Genomic DNA, 26,612 nt, shown 5'->3' on the forward strand with positions numbered 1-26,612 from the left:
AATGCGCCGTTAGAATCAGGGCGTCCTCGCCCGGAATGGTTAGCATGTTTTGGTTACTGGCGATCCTCGCCTACCTGCTCGGCTCTCTGTCCTTTGCCATCTTGCTCAGCCGCCTGACCGGTAGCCCCGACCCGCGAATGAGTGGCTCGGGCAATGCTGGCGCCACCAACATGTTGCGCCTGGCCGGCAAGAAACTCGCCATCCTGACCTTGCTCGGCGACCTCTGCAAAGGCCTGTTGCCCGTGCTGGTCGCCGGCAGCGCAGGCTTGTCACTTCAAGACCAGGCCTGGATCGGCGTTTGCGCCGTCATCGGTCACCTGTTCCCGCTGTACTTCCGCTTTCGCGGTGGCAAGGGTGTCGCCACCGCTGCCGGCATGTTGCTGGGCCTATACCCGCCTGCGGCCTTGATGGCGGTCTGCGCCTGGCTGCTGACGTTCTACCTGACCCGCACCAGCTCGCTGGCCGCCTTGATCGCCACACCCTTGACCCTGCCACTGCTGGCCTGGCAAGAACCGGCAGCACTGCTGCCCATGTGCGCCTTGACCGGCATGATCGTCTGGCGCCACCGAGGCAATCTACGCGACCTGTTCGCCGGGCGCGAACGGCATTTTTAGCAGCCAGGCATGAGCCTCCTTCATCACAAGGGCGACAACTGCTCCATCGGCCACCGCGCCTGCACACTGATCGCCAGGCTTTCCTGCTGGCCGGCCTGCAGCCGCTGGCAGCCGGCAAACGCAATCATGGCGCCATTATCGGTGCAGAACTGCGGACGGGCATAAAAAACATCGCCCCTCATGTCGCCGAGCATTTTTTCCAGGGAAGTGCGCAACGCCTTGTTGGCACTGACACCCCCAGCAATCACCAGGCGCTTCATGCCAGCCGCTTTCAGGGCGCGCTTGCACTTGATGGTCAAAGTCTCCACCACGGCCTGCTGGAACGCCAGCGAGATGTCGCAACGGGCTTGCTCACCGTCGTCCCCGGCGCTCACACACTGCTGCCAGGTGTTCAGGGCGAAGGTTTTCAAGCCGCTGAAGCTGAAGTCCAGGCCAGGACGGTCGCACATCGGACGCGGGAAGACGAAACGCCCTGCAACACCCTGCTCTGCCAGGCGGGCGATTTCCGGTCCGCCCGGATAATTGAGCCCCATCATCTTCGCCGTCTTGTCGAAGGCTTCGCCCGCAGCATCGTCCAGGGTCTCGCCTAAAAGCGTGTACTGACCGATTCCGTCGACCTGAACCAACTGCGTATGGCCGCCCGATACCAACAAAGCGACGAACGGGAATTCCGGCGGTTGCGGCTCCAGCATCGGCGCCAGCAGGTGACCTTCCATGTGGTGCACGCCCAGCGCCGGAATGCCCCAGGCAAAGGCCAGTGCCTGAGCACAGGAAGCACCGACCAGCAACGCCCCGACCAGGCCAGGACCCGCGGTATAAGCGATGGCGTCGATCTCGGTTGGCACGCAGTCGGCTTCGGCCAACACCTGACGAATCAAGGGCAGCATGCGCTTGACGTGATCACGCGAGGCCAGCTCCGGCACTACGCCACCATACGCACGATGCAGGTCGATCTGGCTGAACAGCGCGTCGGCCAGCAGGCCGCGCTCACTGTCGTAAAGTGCGACACCGGTTTCGTCGCAAGAAGTTTCTAATCCCAGTACTAGCATGGGTTTGCGCCTTGTTTAGGCTGAATTCGAAGGCGCGCATAATAGTCGCCGCGTGATGCCCCGACCAGCGGTTTTCGATCAGAGGCTTTGCATTCCGTGCGATGAGGGGTTAACATCCGCAACCCTTAAAAACCGACGTCTTCAAGTGCTCTTTTGCCGCGAGGATGTTGACCCCGGTAATGAATGAAGGTAGCTCTGGATGCCAGCCGTCAAAGTAAAAGAGAACGAACCCTTCGACGTAGCTCTGCGTCGTTTCAAGCGCTCCTGCGAAAAAGCCGGTGTACTGGCTGAAGTTCGTAGCCGCGAATTTTACGAGAAGCCAACTTCTGAGCGTAAGCGTAAAGCAGCAGCCGCTGTTAAGCGTCACGCCAAGAAAGTTCAGCGCGAACAGCGCCGCGCCGTTCGTCTGTACTAATACACAGACGATCGTAGCAAGCTTCTGCCAAGCCCGGCTCTGAGCCGGGCTTATGGCATTTGCGTAAAACGCTTGATGCTTCACCGTCGAAGCCGCAGATGCGACCGAGACAAATCTGCTTCACCGCGTCAGACCTGGCTCTTTTGCCAGCGGTGCACGTCTTTTCTGACGAGCCTTTCAAGGCTACTGACGAGCACACCCACTGATTCCTCTCACGACGATCAGCCCAAGGCACCTGCTTGCGTGCAAGATAATGAGCTATCCGAGACCATTGACTGGTCGCAGCCGGATTCAGCGCAACATTTTCAAATAGTCGAATACTGATTAGCAGTAACGTCAGTGGATTTTCGGCAGATACACTTCCCGAAAGCGATCATGCAGGCAATACCGGTCGAGCCGCATATTTTGCGCGCCTCAAGCAATGACCCGCGCCCAGCTACCCTTCGCTTCGGTTCCTTTTCAGCGCAGATGACGAGAACGCCATGGCCGGGCTAATTCCCCAGAGCTTCATTGACGACCTTCTGAACCGCACCGACATCGTCGACGTGGTCAGCTCGCGCCTGCAACTGAAAAAGGCCGGCAAGAACCACACTGCCTGCTGCCCGTTCCACAAAGAGAAGACCCCCTCTTTCAGCGTGAGCCCCGACAAGCAGTTCTATTACTGCTTTGGCTGCGGCGCTGGCGGTAATGCCCTGGGTTTCATCATGGACCACGACAACCTGGACTTTCCCCAGGCTGTCGAGGAACTGGCCAAAGCCGCCGGGATGGAAATCCCCCGCGAAGAAAGCGGGCGCCCGCACAAGCCGCGCCAGCCAACCGATTCGCCGCTGTACCCGCTGCTCACCGCCGCCGCCGACTTCTATCGTCAAGCCCTGAAAAGCCATCCGTCGCGTAAAGCCGCCGTGGACTACCTCAAAGGGCGCGGGCTGACCGGTGAAATCGCCCGGGACTTCGGCCTCGGCTTTGCGCCACCCGGCTGGGACAACCTGTTCAAGCACTTGAGCAGCGATACCCTGCAGCAAAAAGCCATGATCGATGCCGGCCTGCTGATCGAGAACGCCGAAACCGGCAAACGCTACGACCGTTTTCGTGATCGCGTGATGTTCCCGATCCGCGACAGTCGCGGGCGCATCATCGCTTTTGGTGGCCGGGTGCTGGGCGACGACAAGCCCAAGTACCTCAACTCACCGGAAACCCCGGTCTTTCATAAAGGCCAGGAACTATACGGCCTGTACGAAGCACGCAAGAACAACCGCAACCTCGACGAAATCATCGTCGTCGAGGGCTACATGGACGTCATCGCCCTCGCCCAGCAAGGCTTGCGCAATGCCGTCGCAACCCTGGGCACCGCCACCAGCGAAGAGCACATGAAACGGCTGTTTCGCGTCGTGCCCAGCGTGCTGTTCTGCTTCGATGGCGACCAGGCCGGCCGCAACGCTGCCTGGCGAGCCCTGGAAGCCACGCTGTCGAGCCTGCAGGATGGCCGTCGCGCCCGATTCCTGTTCCTGCCCGAAGGCGAAGACCCGGACACCCTGGTCCGCTCCGAAGGCACCGACGCCTTCCGCGCGCGCATCAACCAGCATGCGCAACCATTAGCCGATTATTTTTTCCAGCAACTGACGGAAGAAGCCGACCCGCGCTCACTCGAAGGCAAGGCCCACATGGCCACCTTGGCAGCACCGTTGATCGACAAAGTTCCGGGAGCCAACCTGCGCATCCTGATGCGCCAGCGCCTAAGCGAAATCACCGGCCTGAGCGGGGAAGCCGTCAGCCAGTTGGTGCAGAGCGCCCCGCAAGAAGCGCCGCCGGCCTACGATCCCGGCTTCGATTACGACGCGATGCCCGATTACAGCGACTATCATCAGCCGCAATCGCAGGAAATGTACGTACCGCAGCAGGAATGGACGCCGAAGAAGCCCGGCGCGGGCGGCAAGAAGTGGGACAAGAAGCCTTGGGACAAGAACGGCAAACGTGGCGGTGATCGCGACCAACCCCGTGCGCCCAGGGTGCCGGCGGCCGTTGAGCCTCCGACGCTCGCCGCATTGCGCACACTGCTCCACCACCCGCAACTGGCTGAGAAAGTCGAGGATGCCGGGCACTTTGCCGCCGAGGACCACACCAACACGCAACTGCTGGTGGCGCTGCTCGAAGCCGTACAGAAGAATCCCAAGCTAAACTCATTTCAGTTGATTGCGCGCTGGCACGGCACGGAGCAAGGACGCTTGCTCAAGGCGCTGGCAGAAAAGGAATGGCTGATTGACGGAGATAACCTTGAACAACAGTTTTTCGACACCATTACTAGCTTGTCAGCCCGCCAACGCGAGCGAAACCTGGAACAACTGCTCAGGAAAGCCCGTCAAAGCGAGCTGAGCACAGAAGAGAAAAATCAACTGCGCGACCTACTAAGTCGCAATGTTTCCGCATCAAACCCGACCTCAACTGGCGCGTGAGGTCATAGCTCAGGTATAATCCTCGGCTTGTTTTTTGCCCGCCAAGACCTTCAGTGGATAGGGTGTTATGTCCGGAAAAGCGCAACAGCAGTCTCGTATTATTGAGTTGATCAAACTGGGTCGTGAGCAGGGCTACCTGACTTACGCGGAGGTCAACGACCACCTGCCGGAGGATATTTCAGATCCGGAACAGGTGGAAGACATCATCCGCATGATCAACGACATGGGGATCAACGTATTCGAGGTTGCGCCAGATAAGGATTCCCTTATGCTGGCCGACGCCGATACCGACGAAGCCGCGGCCGAAGAGGCAGCTGCTGCGTTGGCAGCGGTCGAGACCGACATTGGTCGCACAACCGACCCGGTGCGCATGTACATGCGTGAAATGGGTACGGTCGAGCTCCTCACGCGTGAAGGCGAAATCGAAATCGCCAAGCGTATTGAAGAGGGCATCCGTGAAGTGATGAGCGCAATCGCGCACTTCCCTGGCACGGTTGATCATATTCTCTCCGAATACACTCGCGTCACCACCGAAGGTGGCCGCCTGTCCGACGTCCTGAGCGGTTATATCGACCCGGACGACGGTATTGCGCCGCCTGCAGCGGAGGTGCCACCGCCGATCGACACCAAGACCGCGAAAGCGGATGACGATTCCGACGACGATGACGCCGAAGCTTCCGATGACGAAGAAGAAGCCGAAAGCGGTCCGGATCCGATCATCGCCGCCCAGCGCTTTGGTGCTGTCGCCGATCAGATGGAAATCACCCGCAAGGCGCTGAAAAAGCACGGTCGCCACAACAAGCTGGCGATTGCCGAGCTGTTGGCCCTTGCCGACCTGTTCATGCCGATCAAACTGGTTCCGAAGCAATTCGAAGGCCTGGTCGAGCGTGTGCGCAGCGCCCTGGATCGTCTGCGTCAGCAAGAGCGTGCAATCATGCAGCTCTGCGTTCGTGATGCACGCATGCCGCGTGCTGACTTCCTGCGCCAGTTCCCGGGCAACGAAGTCGACGAAAGCTGGAGCGATGCACTGGCCAAAGGCAAAAGCAAATACGCTGAAGCCATCGGTCGCGTGCAGCCGGACATCATTCGCTGCCAGCAGAAGCTGACCGCGCTGGAAACCGAAACCGGTTTGACGATCGCCGAGATCAAGGACATCAACCGTCGCATGTCGATCGGTGAGGCCAAGGCCCGCCGCGCGAAGAAAGAGATGGTCGAAGCGAACTTGCGTCTGGTGATCTCCATCGCCAAGAAGTACACCAACCGTGGCCTGCAATTCCTCGACCTGATCCAGGAAGGCAACATCGGTCTGATGAAGGCGGTAGACAAGTTCGAATACCGTCGCGGCTACAAATTCTCGACTTATGCCACCTGGTGGATCCGTCAGGCGATCACTCGCTCGATCGCCGACCAGGCCCGCACCATCCGTATTCCGGTGCACATGATCGAGACGATCAACAAGCTCAACCGTATTTCCCGTCAGATGTTGCAGGAAATGGGTCGCGAACCGACCCCGGAAGAGCTGGGCGAACGCATGGAAATGCCTGAGGACAAGATCCGCAAGGTATTGAAGATCGCTAAAGAGCCGATCTCCATGGAAACCCCGATCGGTGATGACGAAGACTCCCATCTGGGCGACTTCATCGAAGACTCGACCATGCAGTCGCCAATCGATGTCGCGACCGTTGAGAGCCTTAAGGAAGCGACGCGCGAAGTGCTGTCCGGCCTCACTGCCCGTGAAGCCAAGGTACTGCGCATGCGCTTCGGTATCGACATGAATACCGACCACACCCTTGAGGAGGTTGGTAAGCAATTCGACGTGACCCGTGAACGGATTCGTCAGATCGAAGCCAAGGCGCTGCGCAAGCTGCGCCACCCGACGAGAAGCGAGCACCTGCGCTCCTTCCTCGACGAGTGATACCAGAACCCCCGGCCCAGGCCGGGGGTTTTGTTTTTGCAGATAAAATCCCCCTGCGCCACCCCACCCGCCGATTTGCCCGTCTACACTCGAAGCATTCCCCGAGCCATAACGAGACCGTTATGCCCAGACTGCCGACCGTGTTTTTTTTGCTGTCGCTAATGACCTGGACCGCAACGGCTGGCGCGCTGACTCTAACCGACGAAGAACGTAGCTGGCTTGCGGCCCACCCGGACCTGCGCCTGGGTGTCGATGCATCCTGGCCACCTTTTGAGTTTCGCGACGACCAGGGGCGTTACCAGGGCCTTGCGGCAGACTATATCGACCGTATTCGCCAGCGACTGGCCATCAAGCTCACGCCTATCGAGCCCGTGAGCTGGACGGTTGTCCTGGACCAGGCCAAACAAGGCAAGCTGGACCTTTTGCCGGGCATCATGTCGACCCCGGAACGCCAGGCCTACCTGTCATTCACCCGTCCCTACCTGGACTTCCCGATCGTCATCCTGGCGCACGTCGGAGGCGCCCAGCCGCGCAAACTCAAAGACCTGTACGGGCTGAAAATCGCCGTCGTGGAAAACTACGCACCTCACGAACTGCTGCGCACCCACAATCCCGATTTGAACCTGGTGGCGATGCCCAACGTCAGCTCGGCCCTGCAGGCGCTGGCCACCGACGAAGTAGACGCCGTGGTAGGCGATCTCGCCTCCAGTGTCTGGAGTTTGCGCCAGCTGAAGCTCGACGGGCTGTATGTCAGCGGCGAAACCCCCTACCGCTATCAACTGGCCATGGGCGTACCACGGGACAACAAAATACTGGTCGGCATCCTGGATAAAGTACTGGCCGACATGACACCCGCTGAAATCAGCTCGATCCAGGAGCATTGGGTCGGCAACGTACTCGATCATCGAACGTTCTGGTCCGATCTGCTGATCTACGGCTTGCCTGGGCTGCTGTTGCTGATCGCCGTGCTGGCGGCCGTGATCCGCGTCAACCGCCGCTTGAGCTCGGAAATTGCCCGCAGGGTCGACCTGGAGCAGGAACTGCGCAGCAGCGAGTACCACTACCGCGGGCTGGTGGAGAGCCTGTCGGCCATCGCCTGGGAAGCGCGCATGAGCGACTTCACCTACAGCTATGTGTCGCCCCACGCCGAAGACCTGCTCGGTTACCCCCTGTCCCATTGGCTGATCCCGGGCTTCTGGCGCAATATCATTCACCCCGCCGACCTCACCCGCGCGCAGAGCTTCTGCGACCACGAAGTGTTGGCCGGGCGAGACCACAGCCTGGATTACCGTGTCATCACCGCTGACGGGCGCTGCCTGTGGGTCCGTGACATCGTCAGCCTGATCGAACACGGTCATGAGCCGGTGATGCGCGGCTTGATGATCGACATCAGCGAAACCAAACGCACCGAAGAAGCACTGCGCCTGTCCGAACAGAAGTTTGCCTCGGTGTTCCAGCAGTGCCCGGACATCCTGGTGATCGCACGTCTGAGCGACGGCTGCCTGCTGGAGGTCAACGAGGCGTTCGAAGAACAGATTGGCCTCCGGGCCGAAGACGTCATCGGCCAGACCGCCACCGAACTCAACATCTGGGGCATCCCGGGTGTCGGGCCTGGGCTGCTACAGCGCTTGCAGGCCGGCAGCATCCGCAACCTGGAGATGCCCTTTCGCCGCAGCAATGGCCAGGTGTTCACCGGCCTGATCTCGGCCGAGCCCTTCGACCTCGATACGACCCCGGCGCTGGTGGTCGTGGTGCGGGACATCACCCAACTCAAGGAAACCCAACAACAGCTGCAAACCTCCGAAGAAAAGTTCGCCAAGGCCTTCCACGCCTCCCCCGACGGCTTGCTGCTGTCGCGCCAGAGCGATGGCCTGCTGCTGGAGGTCAACGAGGGGTTCAGCCGCATCACTGGTTTCAACAGCGCGATGTCGGTGGATCGCTCGGCCCTGGACCTGGGAATCTGGGTCAACCTCAACGAACGCAAAAAAATGCTCGACCTGTTGCACCGGGACGGTTTCGTCCGCGATTTCAGCTGCCATATCCGCCGCAGCGATGGGCAGATCCGCCTCTGCGAGGTCTCCAGCCGTCCGCTGCCGATCGGTGACGACGACTGCATGCTGACCATCGCCCGGGACATCACCGAGCGCCACCTGATGCAGGAAAAACTGCAACAGGCCGCAACGGTATTCGAGAGCACGGCAGAAGGCGTGCTGATCACCGATACCCAGCAACACATCAGTGCGGTCAACCGCGCCTTCACCGAAATCACCGGCTACAGCGAAAGCGAAGCCCTGGGCCACACCCCGCGCCTGCTTGCCTCGGGCCTGCATGACAGTGCGTTCTACGCCGCCATGTGGCATCAACTGACCGACGAAGGTCATTGGCAAGGCGAGATTTCCAACCGACGCAAGAATGGCGAACTCTATCCGAGCTGGCTGACCATCAGCGCCGTGCGCAATCGCGACAACTTCATCACCCACTTCGTGGCCGTGTTCGCCGACATCTCCAGCCTCAAACACGCCCAGGCCAAACTCGACTACCAGGCTCACCACGATCCGCTGACCGGTCTGCCAAACCGCACGCTGTTCGAAAGCCGCCTGCTCAACGCGCTCAATCACCAGAAAGAAAACGGCGGCCAGGGTGCAGTGCTGTTCCTCGATCTGGACCGTTTCAAGCACATCAACGACAGTCTCGGTCACCCAGTCGGCGATCTATTGCTCAAGGGCATTGCCGTGCGCCTCAAGGACCAGTTGCGCGACATCGACACCGTCGCACGCCTGGGCGGCGACGAATTCATCATCCTGCTCCCCGGCCTGCAGCAAGCCAGCGACGCCGACAACATCGCCACCAAACTGCTCAATTGCTTTACAGCGCCGTTCCAGGCCGGCGAACATGAATTTTTCATCAGCTCCAGCATCGGCACCAGCCTCTATCCCAAGGATGGCTGCGACGTGGCCACGCTGATCAAGAACGCTGACGCGGCGATGTACCGTTCCAAGGCCAAAGGCCGCAACCGCGTCGAAAGCTACACCTGCGACCTCACTGCCCAAGCCAGCGAGCGCGTGGCGCTGGAGCACGAACTGCGACGCGCCATTGAGCGCAATGAACTGCACCTGTGCTACCAACCGAAGATCAGCCTCGACGACTATCGCCTGGTGGGAGCGGAAGCGCTGATTCGTTGGCGTCATCCGACCTTCGGCGACGTACCGCCCGAACACTTCATCTCCCTTGCCGAAGAAAACGGCATGATCCTGCAGATCGGCGACTGGGTACTCGAGACCGCCTGCCGGCAGATGTTTGAATGGAACCAGATGTACGAAGGCCTCGGTCCGCTGTCGGTCAATCTCGCCGGCGCCCAGCTGCGCCAACCGAATCTACTGGGGCGGATAGAGCAACTGCTCAAGGAAAACCGCCTCCAGCCCGGTTTCCTGCAACTGGAAATCACCGAAAACTTCATCATGAGCCAGGCCGAAGAAGCGCTCGCCGTCCTGCATCAACTCAAGCATCTGGGCGTGCAACTGGCAATCGACGACTTCGGGACCGGGTACTCCTCGCTGAGTTACCTCAAGCGCCTGCCGCTGGACATCCTCAAGATCGACCAGTCCTTCGTCCGTGGCCTGCCGGACGACCCCCACGACGCAGCCATCGTGCGCGCCATCATCGCGCTCGGCCGCAGCATGCAATTCACGGTTATCGCCGAGGGCGTCGAAACCCAGGCGCAGCAGCAATTCCTGGCCGCGGAAGGCTGTGAGCAGATCCAGGGCTACATCGTCAGCCTGCCCCTACCCCCCGACGAATTCGCCGCGACGTTTCTTCGTACAACAGTAATGGATTTTTCGGATAGCACAGCCGCGAAACCATCGCTATAATCCCCGACCAATGGGGCCTATAGCTCAGTTGGTTAGAGCAGAGGACTCATAATCCTTTGGTCCACGGTTCAAGTCCGTGTGGGCCCACCAAACAAGAAAGCCGCGCAATGCGCGGCTTTTGCGTGTCTGCATAACTCTTTTTCCTCTGTCGCCGCCTGAGTGGTGACAAAGTGCGCGTAACGCTAGTAAACATCTGCCGTTAAGCATTTTTGTTTGCACCCGCCGTTAGCAAACTGCTAAAGTTTTATCGTAAATTTTAGATACCACCCTGAAGGGGGTAATGCCCATGGCGCTTCAATTTTTCGATAGCCCGTTCCACGTCACACACGATGAAGAAACCGCCAGCAAGATGGCGTTAAAAATGGAGCTTTCCATTTTCATCACTGATTGCATCAAAAAACTGGGCCTCAAACAGAGCGAGGCCGCAGCCAGGCTAGGCGTGACTCAATCGCGCGTTTCCGAACTTGCCAATGGCAAGATCGAGAAATTCACCATCGACGCCATGATGGACATGCTGGATAAACTTGGCTTTCGCACCACCTTTACCTTGGCCTCCAACGATGGCGCATCACCTCAAATCATCATTGCTCAGGCACAGGTCCGCTAGACGTTGTATCCAAGCTCTCGAAGCTCCCTCTTAAGCTCCTTCAATCGATCTTGCGCAATAGCCATCGCGTGGCGATCGGTTCCATTCGTAGTTTTGACGAACGAATGCAGGACGAAAACGGTGTCCGCATACTTGGCAATGTAGACGCATCGGTATGCTGGGCTTCCATTGATAATCAGCTCAGTAGCCCCTGCGCCGACAGAGCTCAACTGCTTGATTGATAACTCGGGATCCCCGCTGTACTGCACACGCATCAAATCTTTGCCAAATTCATCCTGAACCCACTCGGGCAGATCTTTGTACTCGCGTGTTGCTGCGGCACTTACAAACGCAAATTTTTTCATCGATAGACGGGCCCTCCCTATGGCTAATGGATGCTCCTGAAAAACTCAGGAGACAGCATGAATTCACAGGCCTGGAAAATGGCTCGCCGCATTAGTTTTGATTTAATGAGGGGTGTCGAAATATCGGATGACGTCCGTAAACCTTGTAGGCAAATTCCGAATCTCGCACTTGGGCACTTTGCCGTGTTGTTGTGCTTTGCTCGACGGGATATTTTCCGAACTGATAGGAGGCAGATTCTTCGGCCATTCGTTACTTCCAGTGCTGAACGGCATCACCGCAACTGTTAGTCAAAACATGCAACGACGGTATGGCCTGCACTACCCTCATCCGTTCAAGCATCTGCCCCATTAGCGTAACCTCATACGTATCGGCAGCCCGCCCCCATTGCTCCACGATAACCATTCCGTCAACCAGGACCGCTGCCAATTCGGCAATGATCCCGGACAGTTCTTCCACGATGTCTTGAGTTCGCTGCCATGCGCGATCCGTCAGCGTTTTAAGCTCAGCCGTTATGCGCTCTGATGAAGCCGGATCGGTGTCGGGGTAGAGGATATTGCGCAGCAGATGCTGCAGCTCCCTGATCTTTGCGTAATCCTGTTGCGCGCCCTGCTCGCCTTTGAGGATGGCTGTCGCCTTCGACTTGTCGACGCGCTGCCCGGCGGAATATTTCGAAGGCAGCGTCTGCGCCATCGAGCCAGCCAGGAGGACCATCATCCGGGCCTCCAGATGTTGCTTCATGGCGTCTATCGACGAAATCGGCCGCACCAGGCTGATGGATGCCCCGCCGTGATGCCGCAAGTCCATGGTGACTGTCAGGCTCACGCTACCCGTGGCAAAACCCAGGGCACGAGCCACGACGTAGTGGCCCATTTCGTGATGGGCAATCTCCCAGGCGTGATCCCATACAGCAGGAGGCAATTTCTTCGTCATGACTTGTCCCCTCGCGCCACGGCTTCAATTGAGCATTCCTTTAGTAATTGTCATACATCACAGACCCAAAGCAGGTCCAGGGTCAATCATCAAAACCTGAATCGAACCACAGTTCGCCAGATGTTTTTCCACACCGAGCGTTTGTGTTTCTTCCAGTTGCGCGCCCACCATTCATCTTCATTCGTGGCGAGCGCCTCGATGTCGCTGCCTGCCACCGCCGCTGCATGCTGGCGAAACAGCATGGGAAACACGCAATGTTGTTTGATCTGCCGTTTGAACAGGACATCGACCGGCTCTCCGGCATAAGGTGTTTCAGCCAGTACCCTGCAGCCTTCGCGGGAGATGATGTAGGCGTGCAGCGCCACCACGTTGCCACGGGCAATGAACGGGAACCAGGTCAGCCATGTGCGCCCCATGCTGTACCCCAGATGCAGCGCCTCAAACCTTTGACTGCGAATAAACCGGTTCACCCAGTACACCTGTACCGGATGCAACCTGTAGGGTTTGGCATCGTCCTCGAAGATCAACACCCGCTGCCAACCTTCGGCCAGGACTTTTCTGGCCAGTGCCTGATGCGACTCATAACAGCCTTGGATCGGGTCGCTGCAGCGCTGCGTAATGAAAAACTCGATCGGATTCGAAATGAGCGTGGCGACGGTGCTGCGCAATAGTTGCCGCCTGTCCTGGCGCTCACTCAGGGATATGCAGTACACGTGATCAACATCGAACGAGAGCCTTTCCATCCGCCCCTTGGCACTTCACAGACCTCTCCGCGGCCCCATGCCACGGAAAAATCAATGATCAACAAATGGGCCCCGCCCTGTATGTCAGACACGTCCTGAAATAGCGTTGCTTTTTTCCCTCTGATCATCGCCCACGAAAAAGCCGCGACATTGCGCGGCTTTTTCGTATCTCTTTTTCGTACCTGGGACTCAACCCTTATTTAGGCAATGCGTAGGCAATCACATAATCGCCACGGTCCGTCGACTGACGTGCGCCGCCAACGGTGAGCAGGATGTACTGCTTGCCTGTTTTCGGCGAAACATAGGTCATCGGCCCGGACTGGCTGCCCACCGGCAACCGCGCCTTCCAGATTTCGTTGCCGTTGCCAGTATCGAAGGCACGCAGGTAGAAATCCTGGGTGCCGGCGAAGAACAGCAAGCCCGACTGAGTGGCAAGCGAGGCGCCGAGGGTCGGCATGCCGATCGGGATCGGCAGGTGCATGCGGATGCCCAGCGGGCCGGTGTCCTGTACGGTGCCGACCGGTACCTGCCACATCAGTTTGTGGGTTTTGAGGTCAATGGCGGACATGGTGCCGAACGGTGGTTTTTGGCACGGAATGCCGACCGCAGAAAGGAAACGCTCGCGCATGGCGCCGAACGGCGTGCCTTCCTGGGGTACCACGCCCATTTCGATGCCACTGGCCCCTGCTTTGATCTTGTCGCGCGGGATCATGTAGTTGGCCAGGCCCAGGCGCATGTCGTTGACGAACATGTAGTTCGTGTTCGGGTCGACCGAGACGCTGCCCCAGTTCATCCCGCCCAGCGAGCCCGGGAATTGCAGGGCGCGGTCCATGCCTGGCGGGGTGTAGACGCCTTCATGACGCATGCCCTTGAACTGGATGCGGCACATCAACTGGTCAAACGGCGTGGCGCCCCACATGTCGGACTCGGTCAGGGTCTTGTTGCCGATTGACGGCATGTCCACCGAGAACGGCTGGGTTGGCGAGTAGCGTTCGCCAGGCACATGGCCCTGCGGTACTGGACGCTCTTCGACCCGCGCTATCGGCACACCGGTTTCGCGGTTGAGCAGGAAAATCTCGCCCTGCTTGGTCACTTGCGCCAAGGCCGGCTGGGTGCCGCCCTTGTCGTCCGGCACGTCATACAGCAGCGGTTGTGCGGGCAGGTCGAAGTCCCATAGATCGTTGTGGGTGGTCTGGAAGTGCCAGCGTACCTGGCCGGTCTTCACGTCGATGGCAACAATGGACGAGTTCCATTTGTCGTCCATGGCAGTGCGTTGACCGCCGAAGAAGTCCGGTGTCGCGTTGCCGGTTGGCAGGTACACCAGACCGAGCTTGGCGTCGTAAGACATCGCCGACCAGACGTTCGGCGTACCCCGGGTGTAGGTCTCGCCAGCGGGTGGGCGTTTGGTGGTGTTCGGGTTACCCGGATCCCACGCCCACACCAGCTCGCCGCTGCGCACGTCGTAGGCGCGGACCACACCTGGCGGCTCGCCAATGGAGTAGTTGTCGGCGACACGGCCACCGACAATCACCACGTCCCCTGCGACCAGCGGCGTCGAGGTCTGCTGGTAGTAACCGGGTTTGACTTCACCCATGTCAGTGGTCAGGTCGACGGTGCCCTGGTTGCCGAACTCTTCGCACGGCTTGCCGGTTTCGGCATTGATGGCGATCAGGCGGGCATCGCCAGTCGGCAGGAACAGACGTTTCGTACAAGCGCCAGGCTGCTCGGCTACAGGCGTTGCGCCAGAATCGAAGTAGCCCAGGCCACGGCAGCGCTGCCAGTTGGGCGCGGTGCCTTGCGGGTCGAACTTCCAGCGCTGGGCGCCCGTATCGGCGTCCAGGGCGAAAACCTTGCCGTACGCGGTGCAGGTGTAGACCGTGTCACCGATCTGCAGCGGGGTGTTCTGGTCTTCGGCTCCGGCGCCGGTACTTTGCGGGATATCGCCGGTGCGGAAGGTCCAGGCCACCTGCAATTTGTCGATGTTGCCTTTGTTGATCTGGTCCAGCGCGGCAAAGCGGTTGCCGGCGGTGGTGTTGCCCCAGTGCGCCCAGTCTTTCTGTTCGGTACCCGGTACGACCGGCGTTACCGCAGGCTCAACGGCAGCCTTGACCACGTGGGTCGGGACGAACATGTAGGCCATCGTCGCAACGACTCCCACGCCCAAAACTCCGGCAAGTCCGTAAGCACCACGCCCGCCGGACGCACCCGAAGCGCGCACCAGGGTCGGATAGATCAGCGCCACAACCAGGCCGATCACAGCAAACGTCAGTACCCGCGAAACCAGTGGCCAATATTCAAGACCGGCATCCCACACTGCCCAGACGGCCGTGAGGGTCAGCGCCAGACCATACAGCCACGCCCCCAGCGGTCTACGCCGGGCGATCATCAACCCCGAGACCAGCATCGCCAGGCCCATCAGCAGGAAATACCAGCTGCCGCCAAGCGTGATCAGATAACCGCCGCCGCCAGCCAGGCCAAGCCCGATCAGTGCTATCAAGACACCCAGCCCCGTCAGCAGCCATTTGCTGCCGGCGGCAGCCCCAGAATTATTCATGTCGGAAATTTTCCCCATTTGTGACAAGGGCGGAATAATGTACTAACTAGTTACTTATGGCAATTTGTCGCAGGCAGAAATGTCATGAACGGTATTGAGGCTAGTCCAGATATCCGCCGCGAGCGCTGCGGGGGATGTGCCTGTAACATGCCTGGACATTGATCCATGCCGCTGGAGACCGCCCTTGCCTGACACTCGCCCGCCCGTTCTTGACGAAATCGACCGTCAGTTGATTGCGGCCCTGCAGATCAATGCCCGCGAAAGCGTGGCCATGCTCGCCCGGCAACTGGGCATCGCCCGGACCACCGTCACCTCGCGCCTGGCGCGGCTGGAAAAGGCCAAGGTCATTACCGGTTATGGCGTACGGCTCGGCCAGCGCGTGGTGGATGGCGGGCTGCAGGCGTATGTGGGGATCACCGTGCAGCCGCGCTCCGGCAAGGAAGTGTTGCGGCGCCTCAGTGCGATGGCCCAGGTGCAGCAGCTTTGTGCGGTGAGTGGCGAATTTGATTATGTGGCCTGGTTGCGCAGCGACTCGCCGGAGCAGCTGGATCAGCTGCTGGATCAGATTGGCAGTGTCGATGGGGTGGAGAAGACGACGACGTCGATCATCTTGAGCAGCAAGATTGATCGGGGGCAGCCAGTTTAAGTCCTCACGCTTGACGGTATGCAGTAATAGATCGTCATATTGATCAATTAATTGGCAAAACGACGACACTTTGCGTCTTATTAACGTGTTCTACGCTCTCTAGAATGGCTGGCATCTTTTCCTATACTCAGATGCGCACTCCGCGTCGGGTCGCCAGCAAGGTCAGCCATGAACAAGAACAATCGCCATCCTGCAGACGGTAAAAAACCAGTCACCATTTTCGGTCCCGACTTTCCTTTCGCCTTCGACGACTGGATCGAACACCCGGCCGGCCTGGGCAGCATTCCCCAGCACCATCACGGTGCCGAAGTGGCGATTGTCGGTGCCGGTATCGCCGGGCTGGTAGCCGCCTACGAACTGATGAAGCTCGGCCTCAAGCCGGTGGTCTACGAGGCCTCGAAGCTAGGTGGTCGCCTGCGCTCCCAAGCGTTCAATGGCACCGACGGCATCGTCGCCGAGTTGGGTGGCATGCGTTTTCCGGTATCGTCCACCGCGTTCTATCACTACGTCGACAAGCTGGGGCTCGAAACCAAACCTTTCCCCAACCCGCTGACGCCTGCCTCGGGCAGCACCGTGATCGACCTGGAAGGCAAGACCCATTACGCACAGAAACTGGCGGATCTTCCTGCACTGTTCCAGGAAGTGGCTGACGCCTGGGCCGACGCCCTGGAGGCCGGTTCGCAGTTCTCCGACATCCAGCAAGCGATTCGCGACCGCGACGTCCCACGCCTCAAGGAGCTGTGGAACACCCTCGTGCCGCTGTGGGACGACCGCACCTTCTACGATTTCGTTGCCACGTCCAAAGCCTTCGCCAAGCTGTCGTTTCATCACCGCGAAGTGTTCGGCCAGGTCGGTTTCGGCACCGGAGGCTGGGACTCGGACTTCCCCAACTCGATGCTGGAAATCTTCCGCGTGGTGATGACCAACTGCGACGATCACCAGCACCTGGTGGTCGGTGGCGTGGAACAAGTGCCGCAGGGCATCTGGCGCCATGTCCCGGAACGCTGCGTGCACTGGCCGCAGGGCACCAGCCTCAAGTCGTTGCACAGCGGTGCGCCACGCTCCGGCGTGAAGAAAATCGCCCATGCGCCGGGAGGTCGTTTTGCGGTCACCGACAACAACGGCGATACCCGTGAATACGCGGCGGTGCTGACCACCTGCCAGAGCTGGCTTTTGACCACCCAGATCGAATGCGATGAAAGCCTGTTCTCGCAGAAGATGTGGATGGCCCTGGACCGTACCCGCTACATGCAGTCGTCGAAAACCTTCGTGATGGTTGACCGCCCGTTCTGGAAGGACAAGGATCCGGAAACCGGCCGCGACCTGATGAGTATGACCCTCACCGATCGCCTGACCCGCGGTACCTACCTGTTCGACAACGGCGACGACAAGCCGGGGGTGATTTGCCTGTCGTACTCGTGGATGAGCGACGCCTTGAAAATGCTCCCGCACCCGGTGGAAAAACGCGTGAAGCTGGCGTTGGATGCGCTGAAGAAGATCTATCCGAAAGTCGACATCGCCGCGCGCATCATCGGCGATCCGATCACCGTGTCCTGGGAAGCCGACCCGCATTTCCTCGGCGCCTTCAAGGGTGCCCTGCCCGGCCACTACCGCTACAACCAGCGCATGTACGCGCACTTCATGCAGGACGACATGCCGGCCGAACAACGCGGGATTTTCATCGCCGGCGACGACGTTTCGTGGACGCCGGCCTGGGTCGAAGGCGCGGTGCAAACCTCGCTCAACGCGGTGTGGGGCATCATGAAACACTTCGGCGGTGCAACTCACGCCGAGAATCCGGGTCCAGGAGATGTGTTCAACGAGATCGGTCCGATCGCCCTGCCCGAGTAAGAGGAATCCGAAATGCGCGTAGCTCTCTACCAATGTCCACCGTTGCCCCTGGATGTCGCAGGCAACCTTCAGCGCCTGCATCAGCTGGCACTGGAGGCTAAGGGCGCCGACTTGCTGGTACTGCCGGAGATGTTCCTGACCGGCTACAACATCGGCGTCGATGCCGTCAGCGTGTTGGCGGAGGTGTACAACGGTGAGTCGGCGCAACAGATTGCGCGCATAGCCAAGACCACCGGAATCGCCATTTTGTACGGCTATCCCGAACGCACCGCGGACGGGCAGATCTACAACGCCGTGCAACTGATCGACGCCAATGGCGAACGCCTGTGCAATTACCGCAAGACGCACCTGTTCGGCGACCTCGACCGCTCGATGTTCAGCGCCGGCCCCGACGACTTCCCCATCGTTGAACTCAACGGCTGGAAGCTCGGGTTCCTGATTTGCTATGACCTCGAGTTTCCGGAAAACGCCCGGCGCCTGGCCTTGGCCGGTGCCGAGCTGATACTGGCACCGACAGCCAACATGATCCCGTTCGACTTCATCGCTGACGTCACTGTCCGCGCCCGGGCTTACGAGAATCAGTGCTATGTGGTGTATGCCAACTATTGCGGGCACGAAGGCGATATCCACTACTGCGGCCAAAGCAGCATCGCCGCACCGGATGGCAGCCGCATCGCCCAGGCCGGACTCGATGAAGCGCTGATTGTCGGCGAGCTGGACCGCCAGTTGATGGTCGATTCGCGCGCCGCCAATCGCTACCTGATCGATCGCCGCCCCGAGCTATACGGCGCGCTGAACAAGCGCTGAGCCACTGTTATCCGCTAGCATTGGCACTTCTCTGTTCTGGAAGTGCCCATGCCTGCGCTGAATCACCCTCGCCCCCACACTGAAACCCTGGCCAACGGCTTGCGGGTGACGCTGCGTCATGCCCCGGACTTGAAGCGCTGCGCGGCGGCGTTGCGGGTTGCCGCCGGCAGCCATGACGTGCCGTTGGCCTGGCCAGGCCTGGCGCACTTTCTGGAACACCTGCTGTTTCTCGGTACCGAACGCTTTGCCGCCGATCAAGGGCTGATGGCCTACGTCCAGCGTCACGGCGGACAGGTCAATGCGCAAACCTGCGAGCGCACCACCGATTACTTTTTCGAGCTGCCACCCCAGGCGTTTGCCAAGGGCCTGGAACGGCTGGCCGACATGCTCGCCCATCCACGCATGAACCTGGATGACCAGAACCGGGAACGGGAAGTGCTGCACGCAGAATTCATCGCCTGGTCGCAGGATGGTACGGCGCAGCAGCAGGTGGCCCTGTTGGGCGGGCTTAGCGACGCTCATCCGTTGCGCGGTTTTCATGCGGGCAACCGCGACACCTTGCCGGTGCCGCAACCAGAATTCCAGCAGGCCTTGCAGGATTTCCATCAGCGCTATTACCAGACCGGACAAATGACCTTGAGCCTTGCCGGCCCCCAGAGCCTTGATGAATTGAGGCTGTTGGCCGAAGCATTCGGCAAGGTCATTGCCAAGGGCGAGAAGGTCCCGCAACAAACCCCCACAGCGCTGATGGCAGGAACGGACAACCGTTATCAACAGGCCAGCGAGTATCGGCTGGACCTGCTGTTCGCCCTTGAAGCACTGCCCGACTCATCGCCCGAGGCGCTGGATTTTTTGTGCCATTGGCTGAGCACCGCGAAACCCGGGGGACTGTTGGCTGAACTGCGCAAACAGGGCCTGGCTGACAACCTCAAGGCACGGCCGCTGTATCAGTTCGCCGGCCAAGCCTTGCTGCACATTGAGTTCACACTGCCTGCCAATTCGATGGCGAGCGGGATTGGCGAGCAATTGCAGGACTGGCTGGGCTTTTTCGCCCGGCAAGACTGGCGCGGGTTGCGCGAGGAATACGCGGCACTGCGCCAGCGCCAGCAACAGGTCAGCAGTGCACTGCAACAGGTCCGGCAGGACAGCGAAGCGCGCGAAGTGGGGTTATCCGAAGCCGGCGTTATGGCCCTCAAGTCTGTTCTGGAAAAAATCGGCGCTGTGGATAACTTAAGCGGCACCTGGCAACTCCCCGCGCCCAATCCGTTCCTGCACACAGAAGCGGCGGCTCCCAACGCCGGTCTGATTCGCGGACAAACCAGCGCCCACCGGGGCCTGCGCACCTTTGCCCAGGACCGCTCACGCAGCCGTCGCGAACGTTCACCGATGCAATTTTGCCCGTCGTTGCCGGATAACGGCACCGACGGCGCGGTGTACCTGCGTTGGCACCTGGAAGCGGCCCCCGGCGCCAGCCTCCAATCGCGCCTGGAGAACAACCTGCAAGCGCTGCGCGAAGACGCAAGCCAGGCCGGTGTGGATTTTTCCTTCGGTGCATCGGGCAATCAATGGCTGTTGAAAATGACCGGCCTGCAAGCGCCGATGCCCACCATCCTCGAACATGCGCTGAACCTGCTGACCCAACCTGATGCAGCACGCGCACCGCAAACACCGACGCCCCCCGCCTTGATGCCGATTCGACAGCTACTCAAGGTGCTGCCCGATCACTGCCTTGAGCCATCGGCCGAATCGGACAACCTGGCGCAACTGTGGTCGAGTGCTCACTGGACCGGCCTGGCGAGCGGTTTTTCTGCCCAGACTCAAGCGGCCATGGGGCTGGCGTTGAGCCGCGTGCCGGGTACTGCGGATACGCAACAGCCATCGACATCCTCGATTCATGCGCAGCATCTTTGGAGCACCGTAGAGGCCGACTCCAGCGAGCATGCGCTGCTGTTGTTCTGCCCCACAGCCACCCGGGAACTGGCCGACGAAGCCGCCTGGCGCTTGCTCGCCCATGTCTGCCAGACGCCGTTCTATCAGCGCCTGCGAGTGGAGTTGCAACTGGGCTATGCGGTGTTCAGTGCGCTGCGGCAGGTTCACGGGCAGACCGGACTGCTGCTGGGTGTGCAATCGCCGAATGTTGCCGTAGCGGCAATCCTGCAGCACATCGAACAGTTCCTGAACGGGTTGCCGGCGCTGATCCAGTCCCTCGACGAGAGCGCTTTCATCAGCCAACGCCAAGCGTTGGTGGATCAGTTTTCCAGCGCCACCCTGACCACCAGCCAAACCGCGGAATTGCTCTGGCAGGGCAAGTTGGCTGGCCGCCCGTCGGATTATCTGACGCAGTTGCCCCAGGCCATTCTCCTGACCGACCGTGCCGCGCTGCTGGCCGCGGTTCAGCGCTTGAACCGGGCCGAAGGGGGCTGGCGCTGCCTGGCGAACAGCCCTGCACCCGGCGCGCCCTGGCAAGCGACAAAATGATCATTACCCAGACTGTAAGGAGCTTTTTCAAAGTTTCACGGGCAATCCCTGTGAAATTTTGAGTAACATAGCAGCCTAACTATTTGGAACATCTCCCGCTGGAGGTGGACTATACCTATAGATAGCGCTGTCCAACCTTACCTGAAGGAGTTCAACTGATGGCCTGGACCAAACCGGCTTACACCGACCTGCGTATCGGCTTTGAAGTCACCATGTACTTCGCAAGCCGCTGATTTCTGCCCTGGCAGGAATGCAGCACAACGCCTCGGTTATCCGAGGCGTTTTATTTTCAGCGTTGAAATGATGGAGCGCCCATGTTTGTCCAGATCCTAGGTTCCGCCGCCGGCGGTGGTTTTCCTCAGTGGAACTGCAATTGCGAGAACTGCGCAGGTTTTCGCAATGGCAGCCTGCGGGCCAAGGCGCGCACCCAATCGTCCATCGCGATTTCCGATAATGGCGTGAATTGGGTGTTGTGCAACACCTCCCCGGACATCCGTGCCCAGCTCCAGAGTTTCGCGCCCATGCAACCGGGGCGCGCACTGCGCGATACCGGGATCAGCGCGATCATCCTGATGGACAGCCAGATCGACCACACCACCGGCCTGCTCATGCTGCGTGAAGGTTGCCCGCACCAGGTCTGGTGCACCGACATGGTCCATGAGGATTTGAGCACCGGGTTCCCGCTGTTCAACATGCTGACCCACTGGAACGGTGGCCTGAACTGGAACCGCATCGAACTCGACCAGAGTTTCAGCATCCCGGCCTGCCCGAACCTGCGCTTCACCCCGCTGCCACTGCGCAGCGCTGCGCCACCTTACTCGCCGCATCGCTTCGACCCGCATCCGGGCGACAACATCGGCCTGATCGTCGAAGACCTCAATACCGGCGGCAAGCTGTTCTATGCGCCGGGGCTGGGCAAAGTCGATGAGCCGCTGCTGGAGATCATGGCCGCCAGCGATTGCCTGTTGGTCGACGGCACGCTGTGGGACGACGACGAAATGCAGCGCCGTGGCGTTGGCACCCGCACCGGTCGGGAGATGGGCCACCTGGCGCAGAACGGCCCCGGCGGCATGCTCGAAGTGCTGGAACAACTGCCCGAACAGCGCAAGGTGCTTATCCACATCAACAACACCAACCCGATTCTCGACGAAGATTCGCCGCAGCGGGCGGAGCTGGAGCGGCGCCAGGTTGAAGTGGCGTATGACGGCATGAGTATTGTGCTGTAGCGCAGGGCCCTATCGCCTGTAGGAGCCAGGCTTGCCGGCGAAGAACGATTACGCGGTGCATCTGTTGCACCGCAGCGCCCGGTTCGCCGGCAAGCCTGGCTCCTACAGTGAAGGCGCGTCAGACCAGACACCCCCGGAGAGCAGCAATGACCGACACCCCCATGTCCCCCGCCGAATTCGAAGCCGCCCTGCGCGCCAAGGGCGCCTACTACCACATCCATCACCCCTATCACGTGGCGATGTACCAGGGCCGGGCGAGCCGCGAGCAGATCCAGGGCTGGGTCGCCAACCGCTTTTACTATCAGGTGAACATCCCCCTGAAAGACGCCGCCATCCTGGCCAACTGCCCGGACCGCGAAATCCGCCGCGAATGGATTCAACGCCTGCTCGACCATGACGGCGCCCCCGGCGAAGACGGCGGCATCGAAGCCTGGCTGCGCCTGGGCCAGGCGGTCGGCCTCGACCCGGACCAATTGCGCTCCCAGGAACTGGTGCTGCCCGGCGTGCGCTTCGCCGTCGACGCCTACGTCAACTTCGCCCGCCGCGCCTGTTGGCAGGAAGCCGCCAGCAGCTCGCTGACCGAACTGTTCGCCCCGCAGATCCACCAGTCGCGCCTGGACAGCTGGCCGCAGCACTACCCGTGGATCGACCCCGCCGGCTACGAATATTTCCGCACGCGCCTGGGCCAGGCGCGACGTGATGTCGAGCACGGCCTGGCCATCACCCTCGAGCACTACAAGACGCGGGAAGGCCAGGAGCGCATGCTGGAAATTCTCCAGTTCAAACTGGACATTCTTTGGAGCATGCTCGACGCCATGAGCATGGCCTATGAACTCAATCGCCCGCCGTATCACAGCGTGACCGAACAACGGGTCTGGCATAAAGGAATCACCCTATGAGTTTCGATCGCAGCAAGACCCCGACCTGGCGCCCAGGCTACCGTTTCCAGTACGAACCGGCGCAGAAAGGCCATGTGCTGCTGTATCCCGAAGGCATGATCAAACTCAATGAAAGCGCCGCGCTGATCGGCGGTTTGATCGATGGTCAACGCGATGTCGCCGCGATCATCGCCGAGCTCGACCGGCAGTTCCCCGGCGTGCCCGAGCTCGGTGACGACATCGAGCAATTCATGGAGGTTGCCCGTGCGCAGCACTGGATCGAACTTGCCTGACTCGTCGAGGCAAGTGCCGCCCACACCCGAGATCGGCCTACCGCTGTGGTTGCTGGCCGAGCTGACCTACCGCTGCCCGCTGCAATGCCCGTACTGCTCCAATCCGCTGGATTTTGCCGAGCAAGGCAAGGAATTGAGCACCGAACAGTGGATCAAGGTGTTCCGCGAGGCGCGCGAGATGGGCGCGGCGCAACTGGGCTTTTCCGGCGGTGAGCCGCTGGTGCGCCAGGACCTCGCCGAGCTGATTGCCGAGGCGCGCCAGCTGGGTTTCTACACCAACCTGATCACCTCCGGCATCGGCCTGACCGAGCAGAAAATCAGCGACTTCAAGCAAGCCGGCCTCGATCACATCCAGATCAGTTTCCAGGCCAGCGACGAGCAGGTGAACAACCTGCTGGCGGGCTCGAAAAAGGCCTTCGCGCAGAAGCTGGAAATGGCCCGCGCCGTGAAAGCCCATGGCTACCCGATGGTGCTGAACTTCGTGACCCATCGGCACAACATCGACAAGATCGACCGCATCATCGAGCTGTGCATCGCCCTGGAAGCCGACTTCGTCGAACTCGCCACCTGCCAGTTCTACGGCTGGGCGCAGCTCAATCGAGTCGGGTTATTGCCAACTAAAGAGCAGCTGGTACGCGCCGAACGCATCACCAATGAATACCGCGCCAAACTGGAAGCCGAAGGGCATCCGTGCAAGCTGATTTTCGTCACGCCGGACTACTACGAAGAACGCCCGAAAGCCTGCATGAACGGCTGGGGCAGTATCTTCCTGACCGTGACGCCGGACGGCACCGCGCTGCCCTGTCACGGCGCCCGCCAGCTGCCGGTGCAGTTTCCCAACGTACGCGACCACAGCATGCAGCACATCTGGTACGACTCGTTCGGCTTCAACCGCTTTCGCGGCTACGACTGGATGCCCGAACCGTGCCGCTCCTGCGACGAGAAGGAAAAGGACTTCGGCGGCTGTCGCTGCCAGGCGTTCATGCTCACGGGGGATGCGCGCAACGCCGACCCGGTGTGCAGCAAGTCGCCCCATCACGGCGTGATCCTCAAGGCCCGCGAAGAGGCGGAGCACGCGACCCAGACCATTGAACAACTGGCCTTTCGCAATGAACGAAACTCACGCCTCATCGCCAAAAGCTGAACCCTTCAGCGCCGCCAACGCCGTCGCCGCCGGCATCGATTTTGCCGAGCTGCAGGTCGGCCCCCATGGCTTGTTCTGGAACGAATACCGCCCGGAGGATGCCGCGTGCCGGATCTGGCACTGGCGTGATGGCGTGGCCAACTGCCTGACGCCACCCCCGTTCAGCGTGCGCAGTCGGGTGTACGAATATGGCGGTGGTGCGTTTTGCCTGACCGACGACGGCGTGGTCTTCGTCAACGAGGCCGATCAGCAGCTGTATCGCCAATCACTGCAAGGCGAAACGCCCGAGGTGCTGACGTCTGGCGTGTGTCGATACGGCGACCTGCAGTTCGCCAATGGCCAGGTGTTGGCGGTTGAGGAAAACCGCAATGAACACCGCCTGGTGGCGATCGACTTGGCAGATGGCACGCGGCACTTGTTGGCCGAAGGCGCGGATTTCTACGCCGCGCCGACCTTGAGCCCCGATGCGCAACGCCTGGCCTGGATCGAGTGGAGTCGCCCGAATCAGCCCTGGACCGCGACCCGTTTGATGGTTGCGCAACGCCAGGCCGATGGCGGCTTCGTGGCGCCCTGCTGCGTGGCTGGCGACCAGGGGCAAGAGTCGCTGCAACAACCTCGCTTCGATGGTAACGGTCGCTTGTTCTGCCTGACCGATCGCGCTGGTTACTGGCAGCCCTGGGTGGAATCAGCCGATGGCCTGGCACCATTGCCCAGCGCCGCTGCCGATCACGGCCCGGCGCCCTGGCAACTGGGCGGCTGCACCTGGTTACCCCTGAGCGAGGGCAGCTACCTCGCCAGCTGGACAGAGGCCGGCTTCGGCCGATTGGGGCTTTGCGCCACCGGGTGCGACGACTTTACCGGCGATTACAGCCGCTTCCGCCATCTTGCTGTGGATGACCAGTTCATCTACTGCATTGCAGCCTCCCCCGTCAGTTCAGCGGCGGTGATCGCCATCGACCGCCAGACCCGGCAAGTGAAGGTTCTCGCCGGCGGTATTGCACCGCTGCCCCCCGAGCAAATCAGTCGCCCGCAAACCCTGCGTTACCCAAGCGGGTCCGGTGAAGCCCACGGCTTCTTCTACCCGGCGATGACTGGCGACGCCAAGCCGCCACTGGTGGTGTTCATCCATGGCGGCCCGACCTCGGCGTGTTATCCGATGCTCGATACGCGCATCCAGTACTGGGCGCAACGCGGTTTCGCCGTGGCCGATCTCAACTATCGCGGTAGCAGCGGTTACGGCCGGGACTATCGCCAGGCCCTGCATTTGCGCTGGGGCGAAGTCGATGTCGAAGACGCAAGCGCGGTGGTCAGCCACCTCGCCGAACGCGGCTTGATCGACGGCCAGCAGGCGTTCATTCGCGGTGGCAGCGCTGGCGGCTACACCGCCCTGTGCGCGCTGGCGTTCCACCAGGTGTTTCGTGCCGGCGCCAGTCTTTACGGGGTCAGCGACCCTGTGGCGCTGGGCCGGGCGACACACAAGTTCGAGGGTGACTACCTGGACTGGCTGATCGGTGATCCACAACAGGATGCCGAATGCTACGCCGCCCGCACGCCGTTACTGCATGCCGGCAACATTCGCGTGCCGGTGATCTTCTTTCAAGGCGAGCTGGATGCCGTGGTGGTGCCGCAGCAGACCCGCGACATGGTCGAGGCCCTGCAGGAGAACGGCATTCTGGTCGAAGCCCATTACTACGCAGACGAACGCCACGGCTTTCGCAAAGCTGGCAACCAGGCGCATGCGCTGGAGCAGGAATGGTTGTTCTATCGGCGGGTGATGGCGTTTGCCAATTGAACCGCC

21 protein-coding genes and 1 tRNA gene are annotated in these 26,612 nt (G+C 60.5%); 17 read left to right on the top strand and 5 right to left on the bottom strand.

Annotated elements, in window-relative coordinates; all coding sequences use genetic code 11:
- The first annotated feature begins 44 nt into the window (after nt 1-44).
- A complete protein-coding gene (gene plsY, locus OH720_RS29085; protein WP_008061541.1) occupies nt 45-614 on the top strand; it encodes a glycerol-3-phosphate 1-O-acyltransferase PlsY in 570 nt (189 codons plus the stop codon).
- 23 nt (nt 615-637) lie between these two features.
- Here the strand turns inward: plsY and tsaD are convergent, their stop codons facing one another.
- Nucleotides 638-1,663 (bottom strand): tRNA (adenosine(37)-N6)-threonylcarbamoyltransferase complex transferase subunit TsaD, encoded by a 1,026-nt coding sequence (gene tsaD, locus OH720_RS29090; protein ID WP_272603769.1) that lies wholly within the window; start codon nt 1,661-1,663, stop codon nt 638-640.
- Between the two features lie 199 nt (nt 1,664-1,862).
- Here tsaD and rpsU point away from each other — a divergent pair, with 199 nt between their 5' ends.
- The 6 genes from rpsU (at nt 1,863) to OH720_RS29120 (ending at nt 10,919) form a co-directional block, all read left to right on the top strand.
- Nucleotides 1,863-2,078, top strand: coding sequence for a 30S ribosomal protein S21 (rpsU, locus tag OH720_RS29095; RefSeq protein WP_002551877.1), 216 nt, complete (start codon nt 1,863-1,865; stop codon nt 2,076-2,078).
- A 482-nt stretch (nt 2,079-2,560) separates the two neighbouring features.
- Nucleotides 2,561-4,528, top strand: coding sequence for a DNA primase (gene dnaG, locus OH720_RS29100; RefSeq protein ID WP_272603770.1), 1,968 nt, complete (start codon nt 2,561-2,563; stop codon nt 4,526-4,528).
- 67 nt (nt 4,529-4,595) lie between these two features.
- The gene (gene rpoD, locus OH720_RS29105) at nt 4,596-6,443 is read left to right on the top strand and encodes an RNA polymerase sigma factor RpoD (RefSeq protein ID WP_008061537.1); all 1,848 of its coding nucleotides are present in this window, start codon (nt 4,596-4,598) and stop codon (nt 6,441-6,443) included.
- Between the two features lie 122 nt (nt 6,444-6,565).
- A complete protein-coding gene (locus OH720_RS29110; protein ID WP_272603771.1) occupies nt 6,566-10,312 on the top strand; it encodes a bifunctional diguanylate cyclase/phosphodiesterase in 3,747 nt (1,248 codons plus the stop codon).
- A 13-nt stretch (nt 10,313-10,325) separates the two neighbouring features.
- Nucleotides 10,326-10,402, top strand: a tRNA-Ile gene (locus OH720_RS29115).
- A 196-nt stretch (nt 10,403-10,598) separates the two neighbouring features.
- Nucleotides 10,599-10,919 (top strand): helix-turn-helix domain-containing protein, encoded by a 321-nt coding sequence (locus OH720_RS29120; RefSeq protein WP_272603772.1) that lies wholly within the window; start codon nt 10,599-10,601, stop codon nt 10,917-10,919.
- On the opposite strand, the gene OH720_RS29125 is transcribed toward OH720_RS29120, so the two are convergent.
- From OH720_RS29125 to OH720_RS29140, 4 genes are all read right to left on the bottom strand, one after another.
- The gene (locus tag OH720_RS29125) at nt 10,916-11,263 is read right to left on the bottom strand and encodes a type II toxin-antitoxin system RelE/ParE family toxin (protein WP_272603773.1); all 348 of its coding nucleotides are present in this window, start codon (nt 11,261-11,263) and stop codon (nt 10,916-10,918) included. The two genes, OH720_RS29120 and OH720_RS29125, sit on opposite strands and share 4 nt — an antisense overlap.
- 250 nt (nt 11,264-11,513) lie before the next feature.
- The gene (locus OH720_RS29130; RefSeq protein ID WP_272603774.1) at nt 11,514-12,194 is read right to left on the bottom strand and encodes a peptidase M41; all 681 of its coding nucleotides are present in this window, start codon (nt 12,192-12,194) and stop codon (nt 11,514-11,516) included.
- An 89-nt stretch (nt 12,195-12,283) separates the two neighbouring features.
- Nucleotides 12,284-12,937 carry a hypothetical protein gene (locus tag OH720_RS29135; RefSeq protein ID WP_272603775.1) on the bottom strand — a complete coding sequence of 218 codons (654 nt, stop codon included), beginning with the start codon at nt 12,935-12,937 and terminating at the stop codon, nt 12,284-12,286.
- Nucleotides 12,938-13,133: 196 nt separating this feature from the next.
- Nucleotides 13,134-15,491, bottom strand: coding sequence for a glucose/quinate/shikimate family membrane-bound PQQ-dependent dehydrogenase (locus OH720_RS29140; RefSeq protein ID WP_272603776.1), 2,358 nt, complete (start codon nt 15,489-15,491; stop codon nt 13,134-13,136).
- Between the two features lie 184 nt (nt 15,492-15,675).
- Here OH720_RS29140 and OH720_RS29145 point away from each other — a divergent pair, with 184 nt between their 5' ends.
- The 10 genes from OH720_RS29145 (at nt 15,676) to OH720_RS29190 (ending at nt 26,606) form a co-directional block, all read left to right on the top strand.
- Entirely contained in the window at nt 15,676-16,137 is a 462-nt protein-coding gene (locus OH720_RS29145; protein WP_272603777.1) for an Lrp/AsnC family transcriptional regulator, read from the top strand.
- Nucleotides 16,138-16,305: 168 nt separating this feature from the next.
- Nucleotides 16,306-17,988 (top strand): flavin monoamine oxidase family protein, encoded by a 1,683-nt coding sequence (locus OH720_RS29150; RefSeq protein WP_272603778.1) that lies wholly within the window; start codon nt 16,306-16,308, stop codon nt 17,986-17,988.
- Between the two features lie 12 nt (nt 17,989-18,000).
- Nucleotides 18,001-18,795, top strand: a complete 795-nt coding sequence (locus OH720_RS29155) for a carbon-nitrogen hydrolase family protein (protein WP_272603779.1) — start codon at nt 18,001-18,003, stop codon at nt 18,793-18,795.
- 48 nt (nt 18,796-18,843) lie between these two features.
- Entirely contained in the window at nt 18,844-21,273 is a 2,430-nt protein-coding gene (pqqF, locus tag OH720_RS29160) for a pyrroloquinoline quinone biosynthesis protein PqqF (protein WP_272603780.1), read from the top strand.
- Between the two features lie 158 nt (nt 21,274-21,431).
- A complete protein-coding gene (pqqA, locus tag OH720_RS29165; RefSeq protein WP_003444522.1) occupies nt 21,432-21,506 on the top strand; it encodes a pyrroloquinoline quinone precursor peptide PqqA in 75 nt (24 codons plus the stop codon).
- 81 nt (nt 21,507-21,587) lie between these two features.
- Nucleotides 21,588-22,499 (top strand): pyrroloquinoline quinone biosynthesis protein PqqB, encoded by a 912-nt coding sequence (gene pqqB / locus OH720_RS29170; RefSeq protein ID WP_272603781.1) that lies wholly within the window; start codon nt 21,588-21,590, stop codon nt 22,497-22,499.
- A gap of 146 nt (nt 22,500-22,645) precedes the next feature.
- Complete coding sequence (gene pqqC, locus OH720_RS29175; protein ID WP_272603782.1) at nt 22,646-23,398, top strand: pyrroloquinoline-quinone synthase PqqC; 753 nt, start codon at nt 22,646-22,648, stop codon at nt 23,396-23,398.
- A complete protein-coding gene (gene pqqD, locus OH720_RS29180) occupies nt 23,395-23,670 on the top strand; it encodes a pyrroloquinoline quinone biosynthesis peptide chaperone PqqD (RefSeq protein ID WP_272603783.1) in 276 nt (91 codons plus the stop codon). Before pqqC ends, pqqD begins: the two co-directional genes overlap by 4 nt.
- A gap of 13 nt (nt 23,671-23,683) precedes the next feature.
- Nucleotides 23,684-24,814, top strand: a complete 1,131-nt coding sequence (pqqE, locus tag OH720_RS29185; protein WP_442967324.1) for a pyrroloquinoline quinone biosynthesis protein PqqE — start codon at nt 23,684-23,686, stop codon at nt 24,812-24,814.
- Complete coding sequence (locus OH720_RS29190) at nt 24,780-26,606, top strand: S9 family peptidase (RefSeq protein WP_272603785.1); 1,827 nt, start codon at nt 24,780-24,782, stop codon at nt 26,604-26,606. The genes pqqE and OH720_RS29190 overlap by 35 nt, the downstream gene beginning before the upstream one ends.
- The last annotated feature ends 6 nt before the right edge of the window (nt 26,607-26,612 follow it).

It is taken from the genome of Pseudomonas sp. WJP1, assembly GCF_028471945.1.
GTDB lineage: Bacteria > Pseudomonadota > Gammaproteobacteria > Pseudomonadales > Pseudomonadaceae > Aquipseudomonas.

What these genes read in the sequence shown, in the direction of transcription:
- OH720_RS29150 (WP_272603778.1), top strand. Translation starts at nt 16,306, where the DNA reads ATGAACAAGAACAATCGCCATCCTGCAGACGGTAAAAAACCAGTCACC.
- tsaD (WP_272603769.1), bottom strand. Translation starts at nt 1,663, where the DNA reads ATGCTAGTACTGGGATTAGAAACTTCTTGCGACGAAACCGGTGTCGCA.
- OH720_RS29130 (WP_272603774.1), bottom strand. Translation starts at nt 12,194, where the DNA reads ATGACGAAGAAATTGCCTCCTGCTGTATGGGATCACGCCTGGGAGATT.
- OH720_RS29125 (WP_272603773.1), bottom strand. Translation starts at nt 11,263, where the DNA reads ATGAAAAAATTTGCGTTTGTAAGTGCCGCAGCAACACGCGAGTACAAA.
- pqqB (WP_272603781.1), top strand. Translation starts at nt 21,588, where the DNA reads ATGTTTGTCCAGATCCTAGGTTCCGCCGCCGGCGGTGGTTTTCCTCAG.
- pqqC (WP_272603782.1), top strand. Translation starts at nt 22,646, where the DNA reads ATGACCGACACCCCCATGTCCCCCGCCGAATTCGAAGCCGCCCTGCGC.
- OH720_RS29110 (WP_272603771.1), top strand. Translation starts at nt 6,566, where the DNA reads ATGCCCAGACTGCCGACCGTGTTTTTTTTGCTGTCGCTAATGACCTGG.
- dnaG (WP_272603770.1), top strand. Translation starts at nt 2,561, where the DNA reads ATGGCCGGGCTAATTCCCCAGAGCTTCATTGACGACCTTCTGAACCGC.
- OH720_RS29135 (WP_272603775.1), bottom strand. Translation starts at nt 12,937, where the DNA reads ATGGAAAGGCTCTCGTTCGATGTTGATCACGTGTACTGCATATCCCTG.
- OH720_RS29140 (WP_272603776.1), bottom strand. Translation starts at nt 15,491, where the DNA reads ATGAATAATTCTGGGGCTGCCGCCGGCAGCAAATGGCTGCTGACGGGG.
- OH720_RS29190 (WP_272603785.1), top strand. Translation starts at nt 24,780, where the DNA reads ATGAACGAAACTCACGCCTCATCGCCAAAAGCTGAACCCTTCAGCGCC.
- OH720_RS29155 (WP_272603779.1), top strand. Translation starts at nt 18,001, where the DNA reads ATGCGCGTAGCTCTCTACCAATGTCCACCGTTGCCCCTGGATGTCGCA.
- plsY (WP_008061541.1), top strand. Translation starts at nt 45, where the DNA reads ATGTTTTGGTTACTGGCGATCCTCGCCTACCTGCTCGGCTCTCTGTCC.
- rpsU (WP_002551877.1), top strand. Translation starts at nt 1,863, where the DNA reads ATGCCAGCCGTCAAAGTAAAAGAGAACGAACCCTTCGACGTAGCTCTG.
- pqqF (WP_272603780.1), top strand. Translation starts at nt 18,844, where the DNA reads ATGCCTGCGCTGAATCACCCTCGCCCCCACACTGAAACCCTGGCCAAC.
- pqqD (WP_272603783.1), top strand. Translation starts at nt 23,395, where the DNA reads ATGAGTTTCGATCGCAGCAAGACCCCGACCTGGCGCCCAGGCTACCGT.
- OH720_RS29120 (WP_272603772.1), top strand. Translation starts at nt 10,599, where the DNA reads ATGGCGCTTCAATTTTTCGATAGCCCGTTCCACGTCACACACGATGAA.
- rpoD (WP_008061537.1), top strand. Translation starts at nt 4,596, where the DNA reads ATGTCCGGAAAAGCGCAACAGCAGTCTCGTATTATTGAGTTGATCAAA.